Here is a 21,061-nt window from a genome sequence, read left to right as displayed (position 1 = left end):
CAAAGCATTGGAACGCCTACGGTTCCACGGCTTTGCGACCAAAGGTGCCGCTCAGGCCAGCAACGCCCCCATTTCCGCGGCGAAGCGTTCGAACAGCGCCGCTATGGCCGGAGTGCCGATCGATCGGGGCTGCGGATCGATCGCGCACAGCGTCCCGAAGAATGTGCCGTCGGGCAGGCGAATCGGGAACGAGATATAGCTCTCGAACCCGGAGAGCATCGGCGTCGGGTGCGTCCGCCAATCGGGATTGCCCGACACCGTGTCGATGATCACGGCGCGCCCGCTTCCCCGGATCTCGTCGCAGATCGTGGTCTTCAGCGCGAGTTCCTCGCCCGCTTCGAGCCCGAACTCGATCCTGTCCACGACTTGGCAGGCGATCCACTGAGTATCGGTGACGCGCGCGACGGCGGCGAAGCCCATCGTGGTGATGTCGCAAATCCGCTCCAGCATCGCAGCGACCGCGGGATCCGCCCGCAACCGTTCGACGCGGAATGCGTCTTCACCCATCGCGTAACCCCACCCCGATGCTCGCGCGCGCCTGATCGGCTTCGCTCGATACCACAGGGTAGGCGCAATAGTCCGCCGCATAATAGGCACTCGGACGGTGGTTGCCCGACCAGCCGATGCCGCCAAACGGCGCCTTGGACGAGGCGCCGTTGGTCGGCTTGTTCCAGTTGACGATCCCGGCGCGCGCATTCGCCCAGAACTGGTCGTACAGCGCCGGGTCCTGGCTGAGCAGCGACGCCGACAGGCCATAGCGCGTGTTGTTCGCCTCGGTGATCGCATCTTCGAAACTGGTCTTGCGGATCACCTGGAGGATCGGCCCGAACAGCTCGATATCGGGCCGGTCGTTCATCTCGGTCGTGTCGATCAGCGCGGGGCGCAGGAAGGGACGGTTGGCGATCGGTCGTTCGAGATGCTGGATCGGGCGACCGCCGCGCATCATCAGTTCGAGAAAGCTTTCGGACAGCAGGTCGGCGCTGTCATTGTCGATCACCGGGCCCATGAACGGCGCCGGATTGGCGTGCGGCTCGTCGACGATGATCCGCTTCATCAGTTTGGTCACCTCGGCCATCAGCGGATCGTAGAGCTTCTGGTCGACGATCAGCCGGCGCGCGGCGGTGCAGCGCTGGCCCGCCGAAGTGAACGCCGATTGGACGACGACGACCGCGGCGGCGTGGAGATCGGGCGAATCCCACACGATGATTGGGTTGTTGCCGCCCATTTCGAGCGCGAGGATCTTCTCGGGGCGTGTCGCAAACGCGCGGTTGAGCGCGATGCCGGTGTGCGCCGATCCGGTGAACAGCAGCCCGTCGATCCCGTCATGCGCGGCGAGCGCCTTGCCCTCGGCCGCGCCGCCGATCAACAGGCGCAGGCAGCCCTCGGGAATCCCGCCGGCATGGAAGCAGCCGACGAGGAATTCGCCCGTCGCGGGGGTCTTTTCCGACGGCTTGAACACCACGGCATTGCCCGCGAGCAGCGCGGGGATGATGTGCCCATTGGGCAGATGCGCCGGGAAATTGTACGGCCCGAGCACCGCGAGCACGCCGTGCGGCTTGTGGCGCAGCGCCATGCGGCTGCCCATCTGCGCCTCGAGCCGGCGCTGCGGGGTGCGTTCGGCATAAGCCGTCACTGAGATATCGACCTTGGCGATGACCGAATCGACTTCGGTATGCGCTTCCCACAGCGGCTTGCCGGTTTCGCGCGCGATGATGTCGGCAAAGGCGTCGGCACGGGCGCGCACGACATTGGCGACGCGGCGCAGCGCCTCGACGCGATAGGCGAGCGGTTGCGCCGCCCAGCCGGCCCAGCTGGCGCGCGCGGCGGCGACTTCGGCATCGACATCGCCGATCGCGCCGCGCCAGAGCTCGGCGCCGGTGGCGGGTTCGTAGGAAAGGAGTTCTGACGACATTTATTGGGTCTTTGCCTGAGATTGCGATGGGAATCTACTCTTCTCCCTCTCCCCGTGTGGGAGAGGGAAGGGGCCCGCTCGCGTAGCGAGTGGGAAGGGTGAGGGGGACGTCGATGGCGCGGCCGCCGCTATACCCCCTCACCCTTCCGCGCCTGCGGGGCTCCCTCCCTCTCCCACAGGGGCAGAGGGGTTAGGCCAGCGCTTCGCCCATAGTGCGGATCTGCGTGACCTTGGCGTCGAACGGCGCCCAGTCGTCGCGCTGGTTGATCGCCGCCCAGATCGCCTCGACCTCGTCGATCAGCATCGCGCACGGCTCGCCGTGCCAATAGCGATGGTCGCGGCCTTTTCGCGGCGCATACGGCTCGAGCGCAGCGCGCAATTCGTCGAACGCCGCGCCGTCGGGCGCGAGGCCGCCGAACGCGTCGAAATAGAAGCGGTCAATCCCCAGGCCGCTCGTGCGCAACCCGCGCTCGATCGTCTGGACGAGCGCGCGGTCGCTCGTCGGATCGCGCGGCACGACGCCGAGCCGCCACAGGATCGCCGCCGAGACGGCACTCTGATAGCGCTCGGCAAAGGTATCGAGCACCGCGATCAGCGGCTCGGCCTCGACCAGCGCGCGCAGCGAGATCGCGAGTTGCGTCGCGTTCCAATGGATCGCCTCGGGCTGGCGGCCGAAGGCATAAAGCCCGGCATGGTCGAAATAGGCGGCGGTGAACGCGGGGTCCCAGGTTGGCGCGAAACGCCAAGGGCCGTAGTCGAAGCTTTCGCCCGTCACATTGATGTTGTCGGTGTTGAGCACGCCGTGGACGAAGCCCGCCGCCATGTAGCTGGCGGCAAGCGTCGCGGTGCGATCGACCACCAGATCGAGCAAGCGGACTGGCGCATCTTCGCCCGGTTCCTCGCCATACAAGTTGCGCAGCACATAGCCGACGAGCCGCTCCATCGCTTCGGCATCGCGCAGATAGGCGAGCCGCTGGAACGTGCCGATGCGGATATGCCCGTGGCTGAGCCGCACCATCACCGCCGAGCGGGTGGGCGAAGGCTCGTCGCCACGCTCGAGCGCTTCGCCGGTCTCGATCAGCGAGAAGGTGCGCGAGGTATTGACGCCAAAGGCTTCGAGCATCTCGGTTGCGAGCGCTTCGCGCATTCCGCCCTTGAGCGTGAGGCGTCCGTCGCCGAAGCGGCTCCACGGCGTCGTCCCCGAGCCCTTGGTGCCGAGGTCCATCAGCCGCCCATGATCGTCGCGTAGCTGCGCGAAGAGAAAGCCGCGGCCGTCGCCGATCTCGGGATTGTAGTTGCGGAACTGGTGGCCGTGATAGCGCAGCGCGAGCGGCTGATCGAGGCTGCCGGGGAGCGGATCGAACCGCCCGAAATGCCGCAGCCAGTCGGCGTCGCTCACGGTATCGAGCCCGACCTTGGCGGCGGCGCGATCGTTGCGGAAACGCAGCAGCGTCTGCGGAAAGTCGGCGGCGGCTACCGGATCGTAGAACCCGACGCCCAATTCGAGGATGGTGGTTTCGGGCCGAGAGTCTTGCGGGGGGATGCTCATGCGTGGATATGGAGGGCGCCGACCGCCCGACGCAACCCCGTGAAATTGGCCCCAGCCGCAGGACCAGACCATGTCGCCTTACGAAAATCGATATTGGTGGTCGAAGGACGGCGTCCGGCTGCATTGCCGCGATTATCCGGGGCCAGCCGATCGCCCGCCGATCCTCTGTCTGCCGGGCCTGACGCGCAACGCGCGCGATTATGACGCGCTCGCGCGTCGGCTCTCGCCCGCGTGGCGCGTGATCGCGATCGATCTGCGCGGGCGCGGTGAGAGCGGCTACGCCAAGGATCCGATGAGCTATGTCCCGCTCAGCTACGTCCAGGATGTCGAGGCGCTGCTCGGCGAGCTCGGTGTCGATCGCTACGTCGCGTTCGGCACGTCGCTCGGCGGGATCGTGTCGATGCTGCTCGCCGGTACCGGGCATGAGAGTGTCGCGGGCGTGCTGCTCAACGATGTCGGGCCCGACATCATGGCCGAGGGCTTGTCGCGGATCCGCGGCTATGTCGGCAAGTCGAACACCTGGCCGACCTGGCTCCACGCCGCGCGCGCGGTCGCCGAGGCGAATGGCGACGTCTATACCGGCTTCACGCTCGAGGATTGGCTGGAAATGGCCAAGCGGTTGTACCGGCTCAACAGCGCGGGGCGGATCGTGCTCGATTACGACATGAAGATCGCCGAGCCGTTCCGCGTGCCCGGCAACGAAGCCGGCCCCGACATGTGGCGCGCGCTCGCGGTGCTGAAGGACGTGCCGACGCTGATCGTGCGCGGTGCCGCGTCGGACGTGCTCTCCGCTGCGACCGCAGAGAAAATGGTCGCGGCGCTCGACCATGGCGAGCTTGTCACGATCGACCAAGTCGGTCATGCGCCGACCTTGGGCGAACCCGCCGCGGTGGCGGGAATCGATCGATTATTGTCACGGATCGCGGTCTAGTTTCCTCCCCTCCCTGGAAGGGAGGGGCTGGGGGTGGGGCGGCCTGAAGAGAGGTCCGCCGCCGCCGCGGGCCGACCCACCCCCGACCCCTCCTTTCCAGGGAGGGGAGAAGAAGACGCGGAACCGCGCGCACATCGGCGCGTCTGCATACGACATAACAGGAGCCCTGCATGAAGACCGTTACCGACGCGCATACCGCCGTGACCAGCCTGAAAGGCAAGCGCGTCGCCATCACCGGGGGCACCACCGGAATCGGTCGCGCGATCGCGGTTCTCCTCGCGGCCGAGGGTGCCAAGGTGTTCATTTGCGGGCGCAATCCCGAATATCTCGACGATGCGCTCGAGCGGATCCGCGAAGTCGGCGGCGAGGCCGACGGCGTCACCACCGAGCTGTCCGATCCCGAGAACGTGCTGAGCTTCTTCAAGCAGGCCAGCGACTATCTCGGCGGGATGGACTGCGCGGTCATCAACGCCGCGGTCGCTGCCGGTGGCCTCACGCAAATGAGCGAGCCAGAGCTGCGCTATGCGATCGCGGTCGATTTCACCGCCTATCTGCTCAGCGCGCACGCTGCGGTCGACAAGCTCGCAGGGCACGGCGACATCATCCTGATCGGCTCGATGAGCGCGCACGTGCTCGGGCCGAGCTCGACCGTCTATGCCGGGATCAAAGCGGGCATCGCGGCATTCTCCGAGGCGCTCCGCCGCGAACTCGGCCCCAAGGGGATCAAGGTCGGCTTGATCGAGCCCGGCAAGACCGGCTCGAACATGCAGCTCCCCGACATCACCCCCGAGGAGCAGCGCAAGATGATCCACGAGGAAACCTCGCTCCGCGCCGAGGACATTGCGGTCGGCGTGCACTATATGCTGACCCAGCCACGGCGGACCGTGATCCAACAGCTCGTGATTTCCCCGCGGGCGCAGGAGGGTGAATGACCTTTTCGCATGATGCGCTGATCTTCTCGCCCGGCGACGTCGATCTTTCCCGCTCGCCGCTGGCGGGGAAGGTCGATGCCGAGACCTATGTGCTCGGCGCGTTCAACCCGGGGATGACGCGGCTGCCGGGTGGCAATCTGTTGCTGATGGTGCGCGTCGCCGAGGCGCTCAAGACGCCGATCCACGACCAGCACATCCATGCGATCCGCTGGACCGAGCACAGCTATGCGCTCGATGCCTGGCCGCTCGAATACGTCGACACCGCCGACCCGCGCAAATTCATGATGCGCGGCGGCGGGTGGAAGGTGATGGCGCTGACTTCGCTGTCGTGGCTGCTGCCGGTCGAGATCAATGCCGACGGAACCAAGGTCGAGCAGGTCCATTACGACAAGGCGATCGCGCCGCGCGCGCCATACCAATGCTACGGCGTCGAGGATGCGCGGATCAGCAAGGTCGGTAATCGCTATCTGATGACGACCTGCTCGGTCAGCCCCGAGCGGCATGCGACGACGCTGTACAGCTCGGCCGACGCGCTCGACTGGAAGCTCGAGGGGATCGTGCTCGATCACCAGAACAAGGACATGCTGATCTTCGAAGGGCTGATCGGCGGCAAATATTATGCGCAGACGCGCCCGCTCGGCGATCTGTACTTCGCCTATCCGCCGGGGAGCGAGTGGCGTTCGGGGCCATCGATCAACCTCGCAAGCTCGCCCGATGCGCTCCACTGGAAGCCGTACGACAAGCCCGGCATCCGCCCGCACGCCAAGACGATGGCGACCGCGCGGATGGGCGGCGGCGCACCGCCGATCCTGACCGAGGAGGGTTGGCTAACGCTGTGGCACGGCGTCGAGCCGATGGGCGTGGTCGGCGTGTACCGCACCTATTGGTCGGTGCTCGATCGCGACGATCCGAGCGTTGTGCTGCGGACCTGCCATGATCCGCTGATCGAAGCCAACCCGGCGTTGACCGAGCCGATCAAGGATCTGATGTATCTCGACAATGTCGTGTTCACGACCGGGATCGCGGATGCCGGCGACCGCTATGTGGTGGCGAGTGGCGAGGCGGACCTCGGCTGCCGGATCACGCATATTGCGAAGAGCACGTTCGCCTGATTTGCCTCATTCCCCCTCCCGCTTGCGGGAGGGGCTAGGGGAGGGACCGACCTGGAACCTCCTGCGCTGCGCCCGCGGCACGTCCCTCCCCCAGCCCCTCCCGCAGGCGGGAGGGGAGCAAGAAGCAGGAGGGCGGTCTTGCTCCCCCACACCAACAGATGACGCCGCCGTCATTTCACGCTAACGCCGCGCGGAAATGAGCCGGCCCGTCAACATCCTGCACTTGCACTCGACCTTCTCGCTCGGCGGCAAGGAAGCACGTGCGGTGCGCCTGGTGAACGCGTTCGGCGACCGTGCACGCCACACGATCGTGTCGAGCATGGATGGCCAGTACAGCGCGCGAGACGCGATCGCCAAGGGCATCGATTACGAGATCGCGCAGAACCCGCCGCCGCTGACCGGCTCGCCCTCGGTCAAGCGCTACGAGGCGATCGCGGCGTACATGCGCCGCTTCGACCTCGTGCTGACCTACAATTGGGGCGCGATCGACGGGGCGATGGCGCGGCGCGTTTCGTCGAACGGCGTGCCGCCGCTGGTGCATCACGAAGACGGCTTCAACGCCGACGAGGCGAAAGGCCTCAAGGCCGAGCGCAATATCTATCGCCGCTTCGCGCTGACCAAGGCCGCCGCCTTGGTGGTGCCGTCCGAGACGCTCGAAACCATCGCGCTGAAGACGTGGAAGCAGCCGCGCGAGCGTGTCCACCGCATCGCCAACGGCATCGCCACCGCGCGCTACGCGATCCCGCCCAAGCCCAATGCGATCCCCGGCTTCAAGCGCAAGCCCGGCGAACTCGTGATCGGCACGCTCGCGGGTCTGCGCGAGGTCAAGAACCTCCCGCTGCTGGTGCGTGCGTTCGGCGGCATGTCGAGCCGCGCGCGCCTCATCATCGTGGGCGAGGGGCCCGAACGCCAGGCGATCCTCGATGCCGCCGAGCGGATGGGCGTGGCCGAGCAGCTCGTGATGCCCGGCTTCCTGCCCAACCCGCACGAGTATATCGGGCTGTTCGACATCATGGCGCTGTCGTCAAAGTCCGAGCAATTCCCGATCTGCGTGCTCGAAGGCATGGCGGCGGGGCTGCCGATCGTCTCGACCCCGGTCGGTGACGTACTCAAGATGGTCGCGCCCGAGAATAGCAGCTTCATCGAACGCCGCGACCAGGAAGTGCTGATCCGCGACGCACTCGAATCGCTCGCGCAGGCGACGCCCGAGGGTCGCAAGGGGCTCGGCGAGCTCAACCGGCGCAAGGCAGTCGCCGAGTATGACGAAGCAACGATGATCGCGCGCTATGCACAGCTCTATGGCAGCGTTATCGGACGTCCCGGGGCGTTCGGGGATTAGAGATTTGCCCGATCGGGCGTCCAAAGCGTATAACAGAACGTAAGTTAAGTCGGAGGCGGTCACGTTGTTCACTGGTTTGAAGCCCATCGTCTATGGCGGCCGCGAGGTCTGGCCGCTCGTCGAGGGCGGCAAGGGCGTCGCTGCGACCAATCATGCGAGCGCGGGCGCCTGGGCGGCGGCGGGCGGCATCGGCACGGTGTCGGCGGTCAATGCCGACAGCTATGACCCCGACGGCAAGATCATCCCGCAGGTCTACAAGGCGCTGACGCGGCGCGAGCGCCACGAAGAGCTGATCGAATACGCGATCGAGGGCGCGGTGCAGCAGGTCCGCAAGGCGTTCGACATTGCCGGCGGCAAGGGCGCGATCAACATCAACGTGCTGTGGGAAATGGGCGGCGCGCAGCGGATCCTGCACGGCGTGCTCGAACGCACGCGCGGGCTCGTCGCGGGTGTCACCTGCGGCGCCGGCATGCCGTACAAGCTGTCCGAGATCGCGGCGTCGTACGAAGTCAGCTACCTCCCGATCGTCAGCTCGGGCCGCGCCTTCCGCGCACTGTGGAAGCGCGCCTATTCGAAGGCAGCCGACTGGCTGTCGGCGGTGGTCTATGAGGATCCGTGGCTCGCGGGTGGGCATAACGGCCTGTCGAACGCCGAAGACCCGCTCATGCCGCAGGATCCGTATCCGCGCGTCAAGGCGCTGCGCGACACGATGCGCGAGGGCGGGATTCCCGATAGCGTGCCGATCGTGATGGCAGGCGGCGTCTGGTACTTGCGCGACTGGGCGAACTGGATCGACAACCCCGAGCTCGGCACGATCGCCTTCCAGTTCGGCACGCGGCCCTTGTTGACGCAGGAAAGCCCGATCCCCCAGGAGTGGAAGGCGCGGCTGACCAACATCCAGGAAGGCGAAGTGCTGTTGCATCGCTTCTCGCCGACCGGATTCTATTCGAGCGCGGTGCTCAACCCGTTCCTGCGCCATCTGCAGGAGCGGTCGGACCGCCAGATCGCCTTCTCGACGCAAAGTGCGGGCGATCACACCTATCAGCTCGACGTGGGCGTCAAGGGCAAGAACTTCTGGGTCACGCGCAACGACCTGCTGCGCGCGCGGCAGTGGTTCGGCGAAGGCTTCACCGACGCGCTCAAGACGCCCGACAACACGCTCGTCTTCGTAACCCCAGTCGACAAGGGCGTCATCCGCAAGGATCAGGCCGATTGCATGGGCTGCCTCAGCCAGTGTGCCTTCTCGTCCTGGTCGGACACCGAGACCAACTCGACCGGCCGGCTCGCCGATCCGCGCAGCTTCTGCATCCAGAAGACGCTGCAGGACATCGCGCATGGCGGCGATGTCGAGCAGAATCTGATGTTTGCGGGACATGGCGCGTATCAGTTCAAGCGCGATCCGTTCTACTCGAACGGCTTCGTCCCGACCGTCAAGCAGTTGGTCGATCGCATCCTCACCGGAGACTGATCCGGGTCAGAAACAAAATGCAACATACGGACTTTGCGAAATCTTTACGCCCGTCCGGCTATGGCTGGACGGGATGACAACGCCCGTATTCCTGACGATCGACACCGAAGTGATGTGGCGGCACCACAGCGATGGCCTCGCGAGTGCCGAGATCTTCGAGCGCTCGCTCGAGCCGGCCGGTGTCGGCGTCAGCTACAAGCTCGAGATGCTCGCGCAGCACGGGCTGAAGGCGTGCTTCTTCGTCGATCCGATGCCGGCGCTCACCTTCGGGCTCGCGCCGCTGCGCGGCATCGTCGAGAAGATCCTCGCCGCGGGGCAGGAGGTGCAGCTCCATCTCCACCCCAATTGGACGAGCGCGGTGTCGGGCGACGGCGGCGCAAGCGCATCGCGCTTCGAGCTCGCCGAATACAGTTTCGCCGAACAGCGCGCGTTGATCTCGGGCGCGACCGACTTGCTCACCGCGATCGGCGCGCCCAATCCGATTGCATTCCGCGCCGGGTCGTACAGCGCCAACGCCGACACGCTGCGCGCGCTCGCCGAGCTCGGTTTCAGCTATGACGCCAGCCACAATGGCGGCGAGCATCCGTGGCCGAGCGCGATCGACTTGCCCGCGCGCCACATCGCGCCGGTGCGGATCGACGGCGTGATCGAGATTCCCGTCACGGTGATCGAGGAGCGGCCCGGCGCGTTGCGCAACTTCCAGATCTGCGCGCTGTCGGTCGGCGAGATGCGCGCCGCGCTCGACCATGCCGAGCTCCATCGCCATGCCGCAGTGAACATCGTCAGCCACGGCTTCGAGCTCGCCAATCGCGCGGGGACGCGGCCCAACACGGTGCATGTCCGGCGCTTCGAAGCGCTGTGCGGCTTGCTCGCCGAGCGCGCCGAGGCGATGCCGACGGTGCATTTCGCCGATCGCCCCGCGCTCCGGCTCGAGCAGAACGACGTGCCGCTCGGCCCCGATCCGCTGCGCACGCGCTGGCGCCAGGCCGAGCAATTATGGTCGAACATGGTGGCCGAGCGCGCGGCGTGACGCCGCTTGCTGCGGAAGCGGTTCCGCTACGCTTCCAGATCGGCGCGCGCACGCTGGGCTCGATTGCGCGCCGGCTGGTGCGGTTTCCTTTGTCGCTCGACACGGTGCTCGACGGCCCGCTCCCGATCCTCCCGCCGCTCGCGCGCGGTGCCGATGGCTATGCCGTGACCTCGCTTCCGGAACACGGTCTCGCGTCGCTGCGCCGCGCGGCGGGCGGGATGATCGGCTATGTCCGGCAACGCTATCCGCGGCATTATGCCGACCTGACGATCGGCTTTGCGGCCTATCAAGCGGCGCTGTCGGGCAACACGCGCTCGGGGCTCAAGCGCAAGACCAAACGCGTGATCGCGCTGTCGGGCGGCGCGCTCGACGTCCGCCGCTTCCGCACCGCCGACGAACTCGGCGCCTTTCACGCAGTCGCGCGCGGGATCTCGCAGCGGACCTATCAGGAGCGCTTGCTCGGCGGCGGCTTGCCCGACGATCCGGCGTTCGTGCGCACGATGACCGCGCTCGCGGCGGCGGGCCAAGTGCGCGCCTGGCTGCTCTACATCGCAGGCGAGCCGGCGGCGTATCTCTACTGCCCGATCGAAGGCGGGACGGTCCGCTACGACCATGTCGGGCACGACCCGGCGTTCAACGATCTGTCGCCTGGCGGCGTGCTGATGCTCGAGGCGATGCGCGACCTCTATGCCGAGCCCGGCCTCACCCGTTTCGATTTCACCGAGGGCGACGGCCAGCACAAGCGCAGCTTCGCCACCGCCGGCGTGGCGTGCGTCGATGTGCTGCTGCTTCGCCCGACGCTCGCCAACCGCGCGACGATCGCCGCGCTCGAGGCGTTCGACCGGGGCGCGCTGTGGGCCAAGCACGGCGTGACGCGGCTGGGCCTCGAGCGGGTCGCGCGGCGGCTGCGGCGCTAGCGCACGCAGAGCGAGTGCGACGAACCGGGCTTGCTTGGCTCGATTGGCCTCGCGGTACTGGATGGCAGATTTTACGCCGCCGGGTGGGTCAGTTCCGACACTTTCAAAGCGAGGGATCGGTGCGGCACAAATCGAGTGTGCAAGACCGCGGCGGTGCGGTTGGCACGCCCTGCAAAGAGAAACGCCGCCCGCCTACTCCTTGAGCGGTCGCAGCTCTTTGATGAGATCGATCAACAGCCGCAGCCCGGTCGGCAAGTGCCGACGCCCCGAATAATAGACGTGGAAACCGCTCCCGACGGTCGTCCACTCCGTCAGCACCGGCTGCAAGGTCCCACGCTCGAGATGCGCGCGGAGAACCGCCTCGCTTGCATAAACGATCCCCGCGCCGCACAGCCCGAACGCGACGGCGGCGTGGCTTGAGTCGACCGTCAGCGGGCCGGGTGTCGCGATCGCGCAGTCATGACCGTCGCGCTCGAACTCCCAGTCATAGACCTGGTCGTTCCCCAGGCGGATGCCGACACAACGGTGGTTTCGCAGGTCTTGCGGGTCGGCCGGCGCACCGAAGCGCGCAAGATAGTCCGGGGATGCGGCGGCGACCCAGCGAAGCTCGGGCGACAGGCGCTGCGCAATCATGTCCTCGGGCACCGTGCCGCCATAGCGGATGCCGGCATCGAAACCGCTGCCGACGACATCGATCAGGCGATTGCTGATGCTGATGTCGATCGCGACGTCGGGATAGCGGTCGACGAAAATTGGCATGACCGGCTTGAGCAGCAGGTCGACCGCATCTTCGAGGACGTTGATCCTGACGCGGCCGGCGGGTGCGTCGCGATACCGGTCGAGGGTTTCGCCGGCGGCGGCAATGCTCTGCATCGGCGCTTCGATCGCCGCGCGGAGCTCTTCGCCGGCTGCGGTCAGCGCGACGCTGCGCGTCGTTCTGTTCAACAGTCGAACGCCGCGGCGACCCTCCAGCGCGGTGATCGCGTGGCTGAGGGCAGACGTGGTGACGCCCATCGCGAGGGCAGCGCGTCGGAAGCTCCCATGTTTGGCGATCGCCAGAAAATAGGGAAGTCCGCCAGGTCCGCTCGGCTCAGCTGCATCCCGACCTCCTACACCATTGTTGAACACTGTTCATCGTCTCGTTGCTGGCGAAGCCGCTAATTCGGGCGCTTCCCCCGCCCTATCTTGCCAGTCGTGACGGTCGTCGGTGTGACGATCGGCGGATCGAGAAGGCGGCACCCCCCATGAAGATCGGCCTTTTGCCGCTTCGCGGCGCTGCTGTCCGTCACCGCGCAGGCGCAACAAGGAGCGACCGACATGAGTATCGCACGCAAGGCGGAGCTGAAGACCGTCGACGGACCGGCCGCGTATTTCACCGGCACGGTCACCATCACCGGCCAGTTCCAGCGCGAGGCGCCATCGCGCGTGTCCGGGGCGATCGTCCATTTCGAGCCCGGTGCGCGGACCGCGTGGCACAGCCACCCCGCCGGCCAGACGCTGATCGTGACCGAGGGCGTCGGCTGGACGCAGATCGCGGATGGCCCAAAGCTCGAATTCCACGCGGGCGACATCCTGTGGTGTCCCGCCGACCACAAGCACTGGCACGGCGCGACCGTGGATCAGGCCATGACGCATATCGCCATCCAGGAAGCGGTCGACGGCACCCCGGTGACGTGGATGGAGCCCGTGACCGAGGCGGACTATCGCGCGCCGCTTGTCACGGAGTGAGATCGCGCCGCGAGTCATCATCGTCGCGCGCCCCCGACTGACTGCCCTCAGCACCGCCCCTAGAAAGGTTTCCCCATGTCCCACACACACCGTTTCCCCGGCAAGGTCGTCTTCATTACCGGTGCCGCCAGCGGCATCGGCCGTGCCACGGCCATCGCGTTTGCGGCGGAGGGCGCACGCGTCGCCATCCTCGACCGCACCGAAGACGGTCTTTCCGAAACCGCGGATGCCGTGCGAAGCGCCGGCGCCGACGCCTTGGTCATCGCGTGCGACGTGTCGCAGCCCGACCAGGTTGAGGCGGCCGTCGGCCGGGTGGTCGAGACCTTCGGCCGGCTCGACATCGCCTTCAACAATGCCGGTGTCGAGAACAAACCTGCGCCGGTCCACGAGATTTCGCTGAGCGAGTGGGACCGCATCCTCGACATCAACTTGCGCGGTACCTTCGTCTGCATGAAGCACGAGCTGGCGCAGATGGTGCGGCAGGGCAGCGGGGTCATCATCAACACGTCGTCGGGCGCTGGCGTCCGCGGAGTGGCGGGTGGCGCGTCCTACACCGCCTCTAAGCACGCGATCATCGGGCTGACCAAGGCCGCCGCGCTCGATTATGCCAAGCTGAATATCCGCGTGAACGCGATCCTGCCGGGCAATATCGAGACGCCGATGATGGACCGCTTTACCAACGGCGACAGCCAGAAGGCGATCGATCTCGAGCCGGTCGGGCGCCTCGGGAAGCCCGAGGAAATCGCCGATGCGGTGCTATGGATGAGCGCGGATCTCGGCGCGTTCGTGACCGGCGCGGCGATCTGCGTGGATGGTGGCTGGTCGCTATAAGGGGGGGCGGTGGCCGCGCACGCGCCAACACGGTGGCGGAGGCTCAGACATCGCCTGCGCGCCATCCGCCCCCTAGCGTATCCCCCCACCCACGTTAAACCGCCGCCATGCACCTGCGCGTCGAAGCCCTGATCCTCGCGATCCGCCATCACGGCGAACACGGCGCGATCGTGCGGGCGCTGACCGCCGAGCATGGCCTGCAAGCGGGCTATGTCCGCGGCGGGCGCTCGACGCGGATCCGGCCGATCCTGCAACCCGCCAACCGCGTCATCGGCGAATGGCGGGCGCGCACCGATGACCAGCTCGCGAGCCTCACGGTCGAGCTCGTCACCAGCCGCGCACCGCTCTACGCCGAGCCGCTGCCCGCGCTTGCGCTCGAATGGGTGACCACGCTCACCGCCGCCGCGCTCCCTGAGGCGCAGCCGTATCCGCGGCTCTATGCCGCGCTCGACGGGACGATCGGCGTGATCGCGGCGGCGCCCGCCGCGCGCGGCTGGGCGCTGGCGCTGGCGCGCTACGAACTGCTGGTGCTTGCCGAGCTCGGCTATGGGTTGGAGCGCGAGGCGCTGCCGCCCGCGCTGACCACGGGTGTCGCGCCGGAGTGGGACGAAATCTTCGAGGCGCTCAGGCTGACCGGCGGCGCGCTCGAGGCTTCGATCCTGGTCGATCGCCGCGCGGTGACGCTCGCCGCGCGCACGCGGCTGGTCGAGCGGCTGAAAAGGGCGGTTGCGTGACGCGTCGCGGCTCGGCATTGGCTGGGCAATTGAAGGGAACTGCACCTTGGCACTGATCGCGATCCTCGCCGGCGACGGCATCGGCCCCGAAGTCACCCACGAAGCCCGCCGCGTGCTCGAAGCGCTCGGCCTCGACCATCAGTTCGAACCCGGTCTCGTCGGCGGCGCGGCGTATCGCGCGCTCGGCCATCCGCTCCCGCCACAGACGCTCGAGCTCGCGCACCGCGCCGATGCGATCCTGTTCGGTGCGGTCGGCGATCCCGAGATGGACGGGCTCGAGCGCACGCTGCGTCCCGAACAGGCGATCCTGGGCTTGCGCAAGGCACTCGGCCTGTTCGCAAACTTGCGCCCCGCAACGATGTTCCCGGGGCTGGAGGACGCCTCGGCGCTGCGCCCCGAAGTCGCGCGCTCGATCGACATGGTGATCGTCCGCGAGCTGACCGGCGACGTCTATTTCGGCGACAAGGGCCGCGGCCACACCAAGATGGGCCTGCGCGAAGGCCATGACATGATGCGCTACGACGAGGCCGAAGTCGCCCGGATCGCGCGCGTCGGCTTCGAGATGGCCAAGCGCCGCAAGAAGATCCTGACCTCGGTCGACAAGGCCAACGTCCTCGAAACCTCGCAGCTGTGGCGCGAGATCGTCAACGAGGTCGCGCTCGATTATCCCGAGGTCAAGCTCACCCACATGTATGTCGACAACGCCGCGATGCAGCTGGTGCGCAACCCCGGCGCGTTCGACGTGGTGGTGACGGGCAATCTGTTCGGCGACATCCTCTCCGACCAGGCGAGCATGTGCGTCGGCTCGATCGGGATGCTCCCCTCGGCTTCGCTCAACGAATGGACCGGGACGTGCGGGCTGTACGAGCCGATCCACGGTTCGGCGCCCGACATTGCCGGGCAGGGCAAGGCCAATCCGTGCGCGGCGATCCTGTCGGCGGCGATGCTGCTGCGCCATTCGCTATCGGACGAGGCGTCGGCGCAGCGGATCGAGGCGGCGGTGATCGCGGCGATCGGCGCCGGCGCGCGGACGCCCGATCTCGGCGGCACCCATTCGACGAGCGCGATGGGCGATGCGGTGCTGGCCGCGCTGCAATGATCCCACGCCTCGAGCTCGCGGTCGTCATCCCGACGTTCAACGAGCTGCGCAACGTTCCGCTGCTGATCGCCAAGCTCGACGCGGCGCTCAGCGGGCGTGCGTGGGAGGCGATCTTCGTCGACGACGACAGCCCCGACGGCACCGCACAGGCGGCGCGCGAGCTCGGCCTGACCGACCCGCGCGTCCGCGTGATCCAGCGTTTCGGGCGGCGCGGGCTGTCCTCGGCGTGCATCGAGGGGATGTGCGCGACCGCTGCGCCCGTCGTCGCGGTGATCGACGGCGATCTGCAGCATGACGAGACGATCCTGCCCGCGATGCTCGACGCGCTGCAGGCCGATCCGGCGCTCGACGTGGTGATCGGCTCGCGCTTCGTCGCAGGCGGCGGGACGGGCGATTGGGACCAGGACCGCGTCAAGAAATCGGCGCTGGCGACGCGGCTGTCGCGGCGCGTGCTGAAAGCCGATCTGAGCGATCCGATGAGCGGCTTCTTCATGCTGCGCACGCAGATCGCGCGCGACCTGATCCCGCATCTCTCGGCGATCGGCTTCAAGATCCTGCTCGACATCATGACCGCGAGCCCGCGGCCGCTCAAATTCCTCGAACTACCCTACACCTTCCGGCTGCGCACCGAGGGCGAGAGCAAGCTCGATTACGTCGTCGCGATGGAATTCCTGATCGCGCTCTATGACCGGCTGTTCGGGCGGATCGTGCCGGTCCGCTTCGTGATGTTCACCGGCATCGGCGCACTCGGCGCGCTGGTGCATCTCGCCGTGCTCTACGCGCTCTACCGCAAGGCGGGGGTCGCGTTCGTGTCGGCGACGGTCGTCGCGGTGGTGCTGGCGATGACCTTCAACTTCTTCCTCAACAACGCGCTGACCTACCGCGAACGCCGCCTCAAGGGCGCGCGCGCGTTGCTCGACGGGTGGATCTCGTTCTGCCTGGTCTGCTCGGTCGGCGCGGCGGCGAATGTGGGGGTGGCGTTCTTCCTGTTCCGGATGGAGCATGGGACATGGGCCTTTTCGGCGGTCGCTGGGCTGCTCGTCGCGGCGGTGTGGAATTACGCGCTGTCGTCGCGGTTCGTGTGGGGGCGGTATTAGGGGGCTAGCTACGGCCCGCGTCCACTGGGGTGCGTGAGTGTCCGAAAGTGGTGGAAAGCTGCCGTTCGGCTGTGAGTGATCGCGCTTACAATGGCGGTCGAACGCTAGTTGCATTGCCTTCTGTAGATGTTACGATGTTACCTCCCTGAATGAGCTTGGCACAATTTCAGGATCGGCATCGTCTGGAGGAGATTCCAAAATGCGACGTCTATTGATCCTTCTGGCAGCTTGCTCATTGGGCGGCTGTAGCACCGAGAATCGCCATCTCACCGAAGTTTGGAATACATCAAATACCCGAATTGAGGTGCGCTATTCGGACGCGAAACAGCATATATTGCATCTTGCTTCTATCGATCCCGGAGAAAAAGCATCTCTAGCGCCTAACCGCCGTTTCGCCGACTTAGAGCGACTAGAGTTTTTTCAGGGGGGAAGAAAAATAACGGTTCCGGGTTGGAGAGATTACCATAGCAAATTGGGCTGCGCAGACCAGTGCAGGATCAAGTTTACACCCGATGGTCGCGTAGGCCTGCTGATCGATCCGAAAGACCGAGTTTAAGATAACCGCCGAATATCCGGAAGGGTCTGCATGTTGGTCGATTGCGACCGCCTCTGCCGTCCAATTCTGACCGGTGCGAATGACCGACTTTGGTCGATTCGCGCCCATCAGCTTTCCCGTCCGATAGCGGACGATCGGCTCTTGGGAGCGGTGATCGCGCTGGTGGCGCTCGAACAGCGATAGTTGGTGGATTGCTGCCAGTCCGCTTACGGGTCGCGCGAGCGTTCAGCCTTCTCCAGCGTAGTCGGTATCAGCCGTTGCATAAATCGGCGGAGCCGGGTCGGACGGACGTAGGCAACCGTCAGACCGATGCAGGTAACAAACCAGAGCATACCCCCAAGGGTCGCATGCCCAAACGCCGCGAACGCTAGGTAGATTGGTGAAACTACGGCTGCGAATATCAGCCCTACAATCCTTGGCCGCGACCAGTGAAACTCGCTGCCCGTATCTTTGACTTCGACCATTTTGCTACCTCGGACAAAGGCCGTTTTCGGTCGGCCTAGCATTGCCTATCTCGGCTGTCGAACGACCAACTTTGGTCGAAAGCGGACAAGGCGCTGTCCTACATCTGCTGTTCATGGTATGTACCAAGCTGCTCTTTGAAATCGTCGAACCCGGATCGCTGCATTAGCGCAGAAACGGAAACGATCGCGATCGTAAACATCACGTCTTGGGGTCAATCGAGTCAACCAACTTGCGCGCTGCCGACACCCGCTAGACCCAGCTCGGAAACCACGTCCATACCCGGAACGCGTTCGGGCCCCACAGCGGCAGCGCGGAGAGGATCGGGTAGAACACCGCGAACAGCGCGACGCATCCGCCGAGCACCGCCATGTCCCACTGTCGCCTGCGCCCGAAATGGTCGAGCGCGACGGAAAGCGCGATGCACAGGAAGATGCTCGGCAGATAGTAATAATAGAAGAAGCCGATCGACTTGGGGATGATGATCCACACGACATAGCTACCGATCCACAGCCCCGCCGCCGCAAGCAAGCGCAGGTCGCGCGCGCGCGCGCCGCGATACAGGCATGCCGCGACCGCGACGAGCCCGCCCCACAGCACGACCAGATTGCCGATCAGCAACACGCCGCGCTGCGCGCCGTCGGTGCGTTCGTAGAGATACCAGATCGGGCGGAGCATCAGCGGCCAGCTCCACCAGCGCGACTGATAGGTGTGCGATGGGAGCACTTGCGTCTGCTGGGCGTACATCGTCACCTGGAACGGCAGCAGCGTGCGCCAGGTCAGCGGATCGATCGTATAGAAGAAAGCCGGTGCGAAGGTCGCGCCATAGACGCCGATGCTGACGACTCCCAGCACCAGGATCGCCGGGATTGCCGCCATGCCACGCCAGTGGCGGTGCGTGCCGCCGGTGGGGCGGGCGTTGAGCGCAGCGAAGACCGAGCGCCCGCTGCGCCGTGCGTCGACCAGCCGCACGATGACGAAGCCGATCGCGGCATAGGCGACGAACGGCGCTGCGATCCATTTCGCGGCGACCGCGAGGCCGAGCAATGCGCTTCCCAGGATCCAGCGCGCCCAGGCGCCGCGCGCAGTCTCGGCGCGCATCGCCCATAACAGGCTGGCGATGCCGAGCAGCGTGAACGCCGCCATGAAGCCGTCGAGCATCGCGATCCGCGCCTCGACGAAGACGGTGAAGTTGAACAGCGCGAACAGCGCGGCGAACACCGCCGGCCGCACGCGCCCGAGCATCAGCCAGACGATCGCGAACACGCCGAGCACCGTCGCGGTCCCGGCGAGCGTCGAGAAGAAGCGCCACCCCAGGCTGTTGTCGCCGAGCAGCAGGATGCCGCCCGCGATGATCTCCTTGGCGAGCAGCGGATGCTCGATGTTGCGCGGCCCCGCCAGCGCGATCAGCGTGCGCGCGGCGGGGACGTAATGGACCTCGTCGAACATCAGCTTGGTCGGGATGGTGAGGCGATAGCTGAACAGCAGCTGCGCGAGCAGCGCGATCAGCGCGGCGGCGCGATACGGGCGGGGGTGTGCCGAGAGGGAGGGGGCTATGGAGGAAACGGCGCTCACCTGCGCATCTATCCCGCCGAACAGCGCGGCTTTCAAGCGCATAGGCCGGCACCCCATTGACGCGCGCCCCCCGCCACCGGCAAAGCAACGCCCATGAAACGTCGTACCGGCCAGGACCAGAGCATCACGCGCCAATGGCGCCCCGCCACCCAAGCCGTGCGCGGCGGCACCGCGCGCAGCGAGTTCGGGGAGACGTCCGAGGCGATCTTCCTCACCTCGGGCTATGCCTATGATTGCGCCGCCGACGCTGCCGCGCGCTTTGCCGGTGAGCAGGACGGCATGACCTATTCGCGGTTGCAGAACCCGACGGTCGAGATGCTCGAAGGCCGCATCGCCTTGCTCGAGGGGGCGGAAGCATGCCGCACCATGGCGACGGGTATGGCGGCGATGACCGCGGTGCTGCTGTGCCAGCTGCAGACCGGCGACCATGTCGTCGCCGGGCGCGCGGCGTTCGGGTCGTGCCGCTGGCTGGTCGATACGCTCCTGCCCAAGTTCGGGATCGAGACGACCGTCGTCGATGCGCGCGACCCGCAAGCGTTTGCGGATGCGGCGAAGGCGAATACCAAGGTGTTCTTCTTCGAAACGCCTGCCAACCCGACGATGGACATCGTCGATCTCAAAGCCGTGTGCGACATCGCGCGCGAACGCGGCATCACCTCGGTGGTCGACAATGCGTTCGCCACGCCCGCGCTGCAGCGGCCGATGGAATTCGGCGCCGACGTCACCGCGTATAGTGCGACCAAGATGATGGACGGGCAGGGGCGCGTGCTTGCAGGGGCCGTCTGCGGGACCGAGGATTTCATCACCAACACGCTGCTGCCCTTCACGCGCAACACCGGGCCGACGCTTAGCGCGTTCAATGCCTGGGTGGTGCTGAAAGGGCTCGAGACGCTCGACCTGCGCATTCGCCGGCAGAGCGAGAACAGCCTCAAGGTCGGTGCCTTCCTCGAGACGCGCGTGCCCCGCATGCTCCATCCGGGGCTGGCGAGCCACCCGCAGCATGCGCTCGCCATGGCGCAGATGGACGCGTGCGGGCCGATCTTCGCGTTCGAGGTGGCCGATCGTAAACAAGCGCATGCGCTGCTCGACGGCCTGCGCCTTGTCGACATCTCGAACAATATCGGCGATTCGCGCTCGCTGATGACGCATCCCGCGTCGACGACTCATTACGGCGTGTCCGAGGACAAGCGCCTCGAAATGGGCGTGACCGAGGGGCTGCTGCGCTTCAACGTCGGGCTCGAGGATCCGCAGGACGTGATCGAGGATCTCGACGGCGCCCTGACGGCGGCCGGCTTGTGAAGGCGCTGTTCCCGTACGTCGCCGAGACGCGCGGGGTCATCGTCCGCGTTGCGGTGAGCTTCCTGCCCGAGCAGTCCGAGCCCGCGCGCGGGCGGTGGTTCTGGGCGTATCATATCCGTATCGAGAATGCCGGCGCGATGGGCGTCCAGCTGCTGACGCGCCACTGGGCGATCACCGATGGGCGCGGCGCACGACACTCGGTCGAGGGCGAAGGCGTGATCGGCGAACAGCCGATGATCGCGCCGGGCGAGAGCTACGATTATGTCTCGGGCTGTCCGCTCTCGACGCCGACGGGGTCGATGCTCGGCAGCTATCGGATGATCGCCGAGGATGGCTCGGCATTCGATGTCGATATTCCTAAATTCGCGCTGCTTGCGCCGGCGGTGGGGGCGTGAAGCTCGCCAAGCATCGTCACCCCAGCGAAAGCTGGGGTCTCTGGGGCGAGGTGCGCGCGCGCTCCCGTGAGATGCCAGCTTTCGCTAGCATGACG

At 66.5% G+C, this 21,061-nt stretch carries 19 protein-coding genes and 1 pseudogene; 14 read left to right on the top strand and 6 right to left on the bottom strand.

All coding sequences use genetic code 11. The annotated features are described in order from the left end of the window. Nucleotides 1-51 precede the first annotated feature (51 nt). The 3 genes from IE187_RS05660 to IE187_RS05650 form a co-directional block, all read right to left on the bottom strand. Entirely contained in the window at nt 52-507 is a 456-nt protein-coding gene (locus tag IE187_RS05660; protein ID WP_189675397.1) for a GAF domain-containing protein, read from the bottom strand. Continuing rightward, nucleotides 500-1,912, bottom strand: coding sequence for a succinylglutamate-semialdehyde dehydrogenase (astD, locus tag IE187_RS05655; protein ID WP_133189799.1), 1,413 nt, complete (start codon nt 1,910-1,912; stop codon nt 500-502). Before astD ends, IE187_RS05660 begins: the two co-directional genes overlap by 8 nt. Nucleotides 1,913-2,102: 190 nt before the next feature. Next, on the bottom strand, nt 2,103-3,461 hold the full coding sequence (locus IE187_RS05650) for a protein adenylyltransferase SelO family protein (protein ID WP_189675396.1): 1,359 nt from the start codon (nt 3,459-3,461) through the stop codon (nt 2,103-2,105). Nucleotides 3,462-3,531: 70 nt separating this feature from the next. Here IE187_RS05650 and IE187_RS05645 point away from each other — a divergent pair, with 70 nt between their 5' ends. The 7 genes from IE187_RS05645 to IE187_RS05615 all read left to right on the top strand — a co-directional run bounded on the left by IE187_RS05645 (nt 3,532) and on the right by IE187_RS05615 (nt 11,190). Then, nucleotides 3,532-4,392 carry an alpha/beta fold hydrolase gene (locus IE187_RS05645; RefSeq protein ID WP_189675395.1) on the top strand — a complete coding sequence of 287 codons (861 nt, stop codon included), beginning with the start codon at nt 3,532-3,534 and terminating at the stop codon, nt 4,390-4,392. Nucleotides 4,393-4,562: 170 nt separating this feature from the next. Continuing rightward, nucleotides 4,563-5,324, top strand: a complete 762-nt coding sequence (locus tag IE187_RS05640; RefSeq protein ID WP_189675394.1) for an SDR family oxidoreductase — start codon at nt 4,563-4,565, stop codon at nt 5,322-5,324. Continuing rightward, nucleotides 5,321-6,436, top strand: coding sequence for a glycoside hydrolase family 130 protein (locus tag IE187_RS05635; RefSeq protein ID WP_189675393.1), 1,116 nt, complete (start codon nt 5,321-5,323; stop codon nt 6,434-6,436). The genes IE187_RS05640 and IE187_RS05635 overlap by 4 nt, the downstream gene beginning before the upstream one ends. A 196-nt stretch (nt 6,437-6,632) precedes the next feature. Further along, nucleotides 6,633-7,775, top strand: a complete 1,143-nt coding sequence (locus tag IE187_RS05630) for a glycosyltransferase family 4 protein (protein ID WP_189675392.1) — start codon at nt 6,633-6,635, stop codon at nt 7,773-7,775. 64 nt (nt 7,776-7,839) lie between these two features. After that, nucleotides 7,840-9,243, top strand: coding sequence for an NAD(P)H-dependent flavin oxidoreductase (locus tag IE187_RS05625; RefSeq protein ID WP_189675391.1), 1,404 nt, complete (start codon nt 7,840-7,842; stop codon nt 9,241-9,243). Between the two features lie 73 nt (nt 9,244-9,316). Further along, the gene (locus IE187_RS05620; RefSeq protein ID WP_189675390.1) at nt 9,317-10,273 is read left to right on the top strand and encodes a polysaccharide deacetylase family protein; all 957 of its coding nucleotides are present in this window, start codon (nt 9,317-9,319) and stop codon (nt 10,271-10,273) included. Next, on the top strand, nt 10,270-11,190 hold the full coding sequence (locus tag IE187_RS05615) for a GNAT family N-acetyltransferase (protein ID WP_229839237.1): 921 nt from the start codon (nt 10,270-10,272) through the stop codon (nt 11,188-11,190). Before IE187_RS05620 ends, IE187_RS05615 begins: the two co-directional genes overlap by 4 nt. Nucleotides 11,191-11,382: 192 nt before the next feature. Here the strand turns inward: IE187_RS05615 and IE187_RS05610 are convergent, their stop codons facing one another. Together IE187_RS05610 and IE187_RS21265 are read right to left on the bottom strand one after the other, a co-directional pair. Next, the gene (locus tag IE187_RS05610) at nt 11,383-12,135 is read right to left on the bottom strand and encodes a LysR substrate-binding domain-containing protein (protein WP_229839273.1); all 753 of its coding nucleotides are present in this window, start codon (nt 12,133-12,135) and stop codon (nt 11,383-11,385) included. A 15-nt stretch (nt 12,136-12,150) separates the two neighbouring features. Next, nucleotides 12,151-12,204 (bottom strand): annotated as a pseudogene (locus tag IE187_RS21265) (hypothetical protein); the annotation flags it as partial. 303 nt (nt 12,205-12,507) lie between these two features. Between IE187_RS21265 and IE187_RS05605 the strand changes: the two are divergent. The 5 genes from IE187_RS05605 to IE187_RS05585 all read left to right on the top strand — a co-directional run bounded on the left by IE187_RS05605 (nt 12,508) and on the right by IE187_RS05585 (nt 16,679). Further along, complete coding sequence (locus IE187_RS05605; RefSeq protein WP_189675388.1) at nt 12,508-12,918, top strand: (R)-mandelonitrile lyase; 411 nt, start codon at nt 12,508-12,510, stop codon at nt 12,916-12,918. Nucleotides 12,919-12,993: 75 nt separating this feature from the next. Then, on the top strand, nt 12,994-13,749 hold the full coding sequence (locus IE187_RS05600) for an SDR family NAD(P)-dependent oxidoreductase (RefSeq protein WP_189675387.1): 756 nt from the start codon (nt 12,994-12,996) through the stop codon (nt 13,747-13,749). A gap of 107 nt (nt 13,750-13,856) precedes the next feature. Continuing rightward, nucleotides 13,857-14,483 (top strand): DNA repair protein RecO, encoded by a 627-nt coding sequence (recO, locus tag IE187_RS05595; protein WP_189675386.1) that lies wholly within the window; start codon nt 13,857-13,859, stop codon nt 14,481-14,483. A gap of 46 nt (nt 14,484-14,529) precedes the next feature. After that, nucleotides 14,530-15,582 (top strand): 3-isopropylmalate dehydrogenase, encoded by a 1,053-nt coding sequence (leuB, locus tag IE187_RS05590; protein ID WP_133189773.1) that lies wholly within the window; start codon nt 14,530-14,532, stop codon nt 15,580-15,582. Further along, complete coding sequence (locus tag IE187_RS05585; protein WP_189675385.1) at nt 15,579-16,679, top strand: glycosyltransferase; 1,101 nt, start codon at nt 15,579-15,581, stop codon at nt 16,677-16,679. Before leuB ends, IE187_RS05585 begins: the two co-directional genes overlap by 4 nt. Nucleotides 16,680-17,949: 1,270 nt before the next feature. On the opposite strand, the gene IE187_RS05580 is transcribed toward IE187_RS05585, so the two are convergent. After that, on the bottom strand, nt 17,950-19,308 hold the full coding sequence (locus IE187_RS05580; protein WP_229839272.1) for a phospholipid carrier-dependent glycosyltransferase: 1,359 nt from the start codon (nt 19,306-19,308) through the stop codon (nt 17,950-17,952). Nucleotides 19,309-19,365: 57 nt separating this feature from the next. Between IE187_RS05580 and IE187_RS05575 the strand changes: the two genes are divergently transcribed. Together IE187_RS05575 and apaG are read left to right on the top strand one after the other, a co-directional pair. Then, complete coding sequence (locus IE187_RS05575) at nt 19,366-20,571, top strand: trans-sulfuration enzyme family protein (RefSeq protein WP_133189769.1); 1,206 nt, start codon at nt 19,366-19,368, stop codon at nt 20,569-20,571. Continuing rightward, the gene (apaG, locus tag IE187_RS05570) at nt 20,568-20,966 is read left to right on the top strand and encodes a Co2+/Mg2+ efflux facilitator ApaG/CorD (RefSeq protein WP_133189767.1); all 399 of its coding nucleotides are present in this window, start codon (nt 20,568-20,570) and stop codon (nt 20,964-20,966) included. Before IE187_RS05575 ends, apaG begins: the two co-directional genes overlap by 4 nt. Nucleotides 20,967-21,061 lie beyond the last annotated feature (95 nt).

It is taken from the genome of Sphingomonas glacialis (assembly GCF_014653575.1).
Lineage (GTDB): Bacteria > Pseudomonadota > Alphaproteobacteria > Sphingomonadales > Sphingomonadaceae > Sphingomonas > Sphingomonas glacialis.
Note: the sequence above shows the minus strand (reverse complement) of the source record. Positions and strands in the feature narration are given on the sequence as shown.

Excerpts from the sequence above, each read along its gene's own strand:
- IE187_RS05620 (WP_189675390.1), top strand. The coding sequence starts at position 9,317 with ATGACAACGCCCGTATTCCTGACGATCGACACCGAAGTGATGTGGCGG.
- IE187_RS05600 (WP_189675387.1), top strand. The coding sequence starts at position 12,994 with ATGTCCCACACACACCGTTTCCCCGGCAAGGTCGTCTTCATTACCGGT.
- IE187_RS05635 (WP_189675393.1), top strand. The coding sequence starts at position 5,321 with ATGACCTTTTCGCATGATGCGCTGATCTTCTCGCCCGGCGACGTCGAT.
- IE187_RS05575 (WP_133189769.1), top strand. The coding sequence starts at position 19,366 with ATGAAACGTCGTACCGGCCAGGACCAGAGCATCACGCGCCAATGGCGC.
- recO (WP_189675386.1), top strand. The coding sequence starts at position 13,857 with ATGCACCTGCGCGTCGAAGCCCTGATCCTCGCGATCCGCCATCACGGC.
- IE187_RS05660 (WP_189675397.1), bottom strand. The coding sequence starts at position 507 with ATGGGTGAAGACGCATTCCGCGTCGAACGGTTGCGGGCGGATCCCGCG.
- IE187_RS05640 (WP_189675394.1), top strand. The coding sequence starts at position 4,563 with ATGAAGACCGTTACCGACGCGCATACCGCCGTGACCAGCCTGAAAGGC.
- IE187_RS05630 (WP_189675392.1), top strand. The coding sequence starts at position 6,633 with ATGAGCCGGCCCGTCAACATCCTGCACTTGCACTCGACCTTCTCGCTC.
- IE187_RS05605 (WP_189675388.1), top strand. The coding sequence starts at position 12,508 with ATGAGTATCGCACGCAAGGCGGAGCTGAAGACCGTCGACGGACCGGCC.
- astD (WP_133189799.1), bottom strand. The coding sequence starts at position 1,912 with ATGTCGTCAGAACTCCTTTCCTACGAACCCGCCACCGGCGCCGAGCTC.
- IE187_RS05585 (WP_189675385.1), top strand. The coding sequence starts at position 15,579 with ATGATCCCACGCCTCGAGCTCGCGGTCGTCATCCCGACGTTCAACGAG.
- IE187_RS05650 (WP_189675396.1), bottom strand. The coding sequence starts at position 3,461 with ATGAGCATCCCCCCGCAAGACTCTCGGCCCGAAACCACCATCCTCGAA.
- IE187_RS05645 (WP_189675395.1), top strand. The coding sequence starts at position 3,532 with ATGTCGCCTTACGAAAATCGATATTGGTGGTCGAAGGACGGCGTCCGG.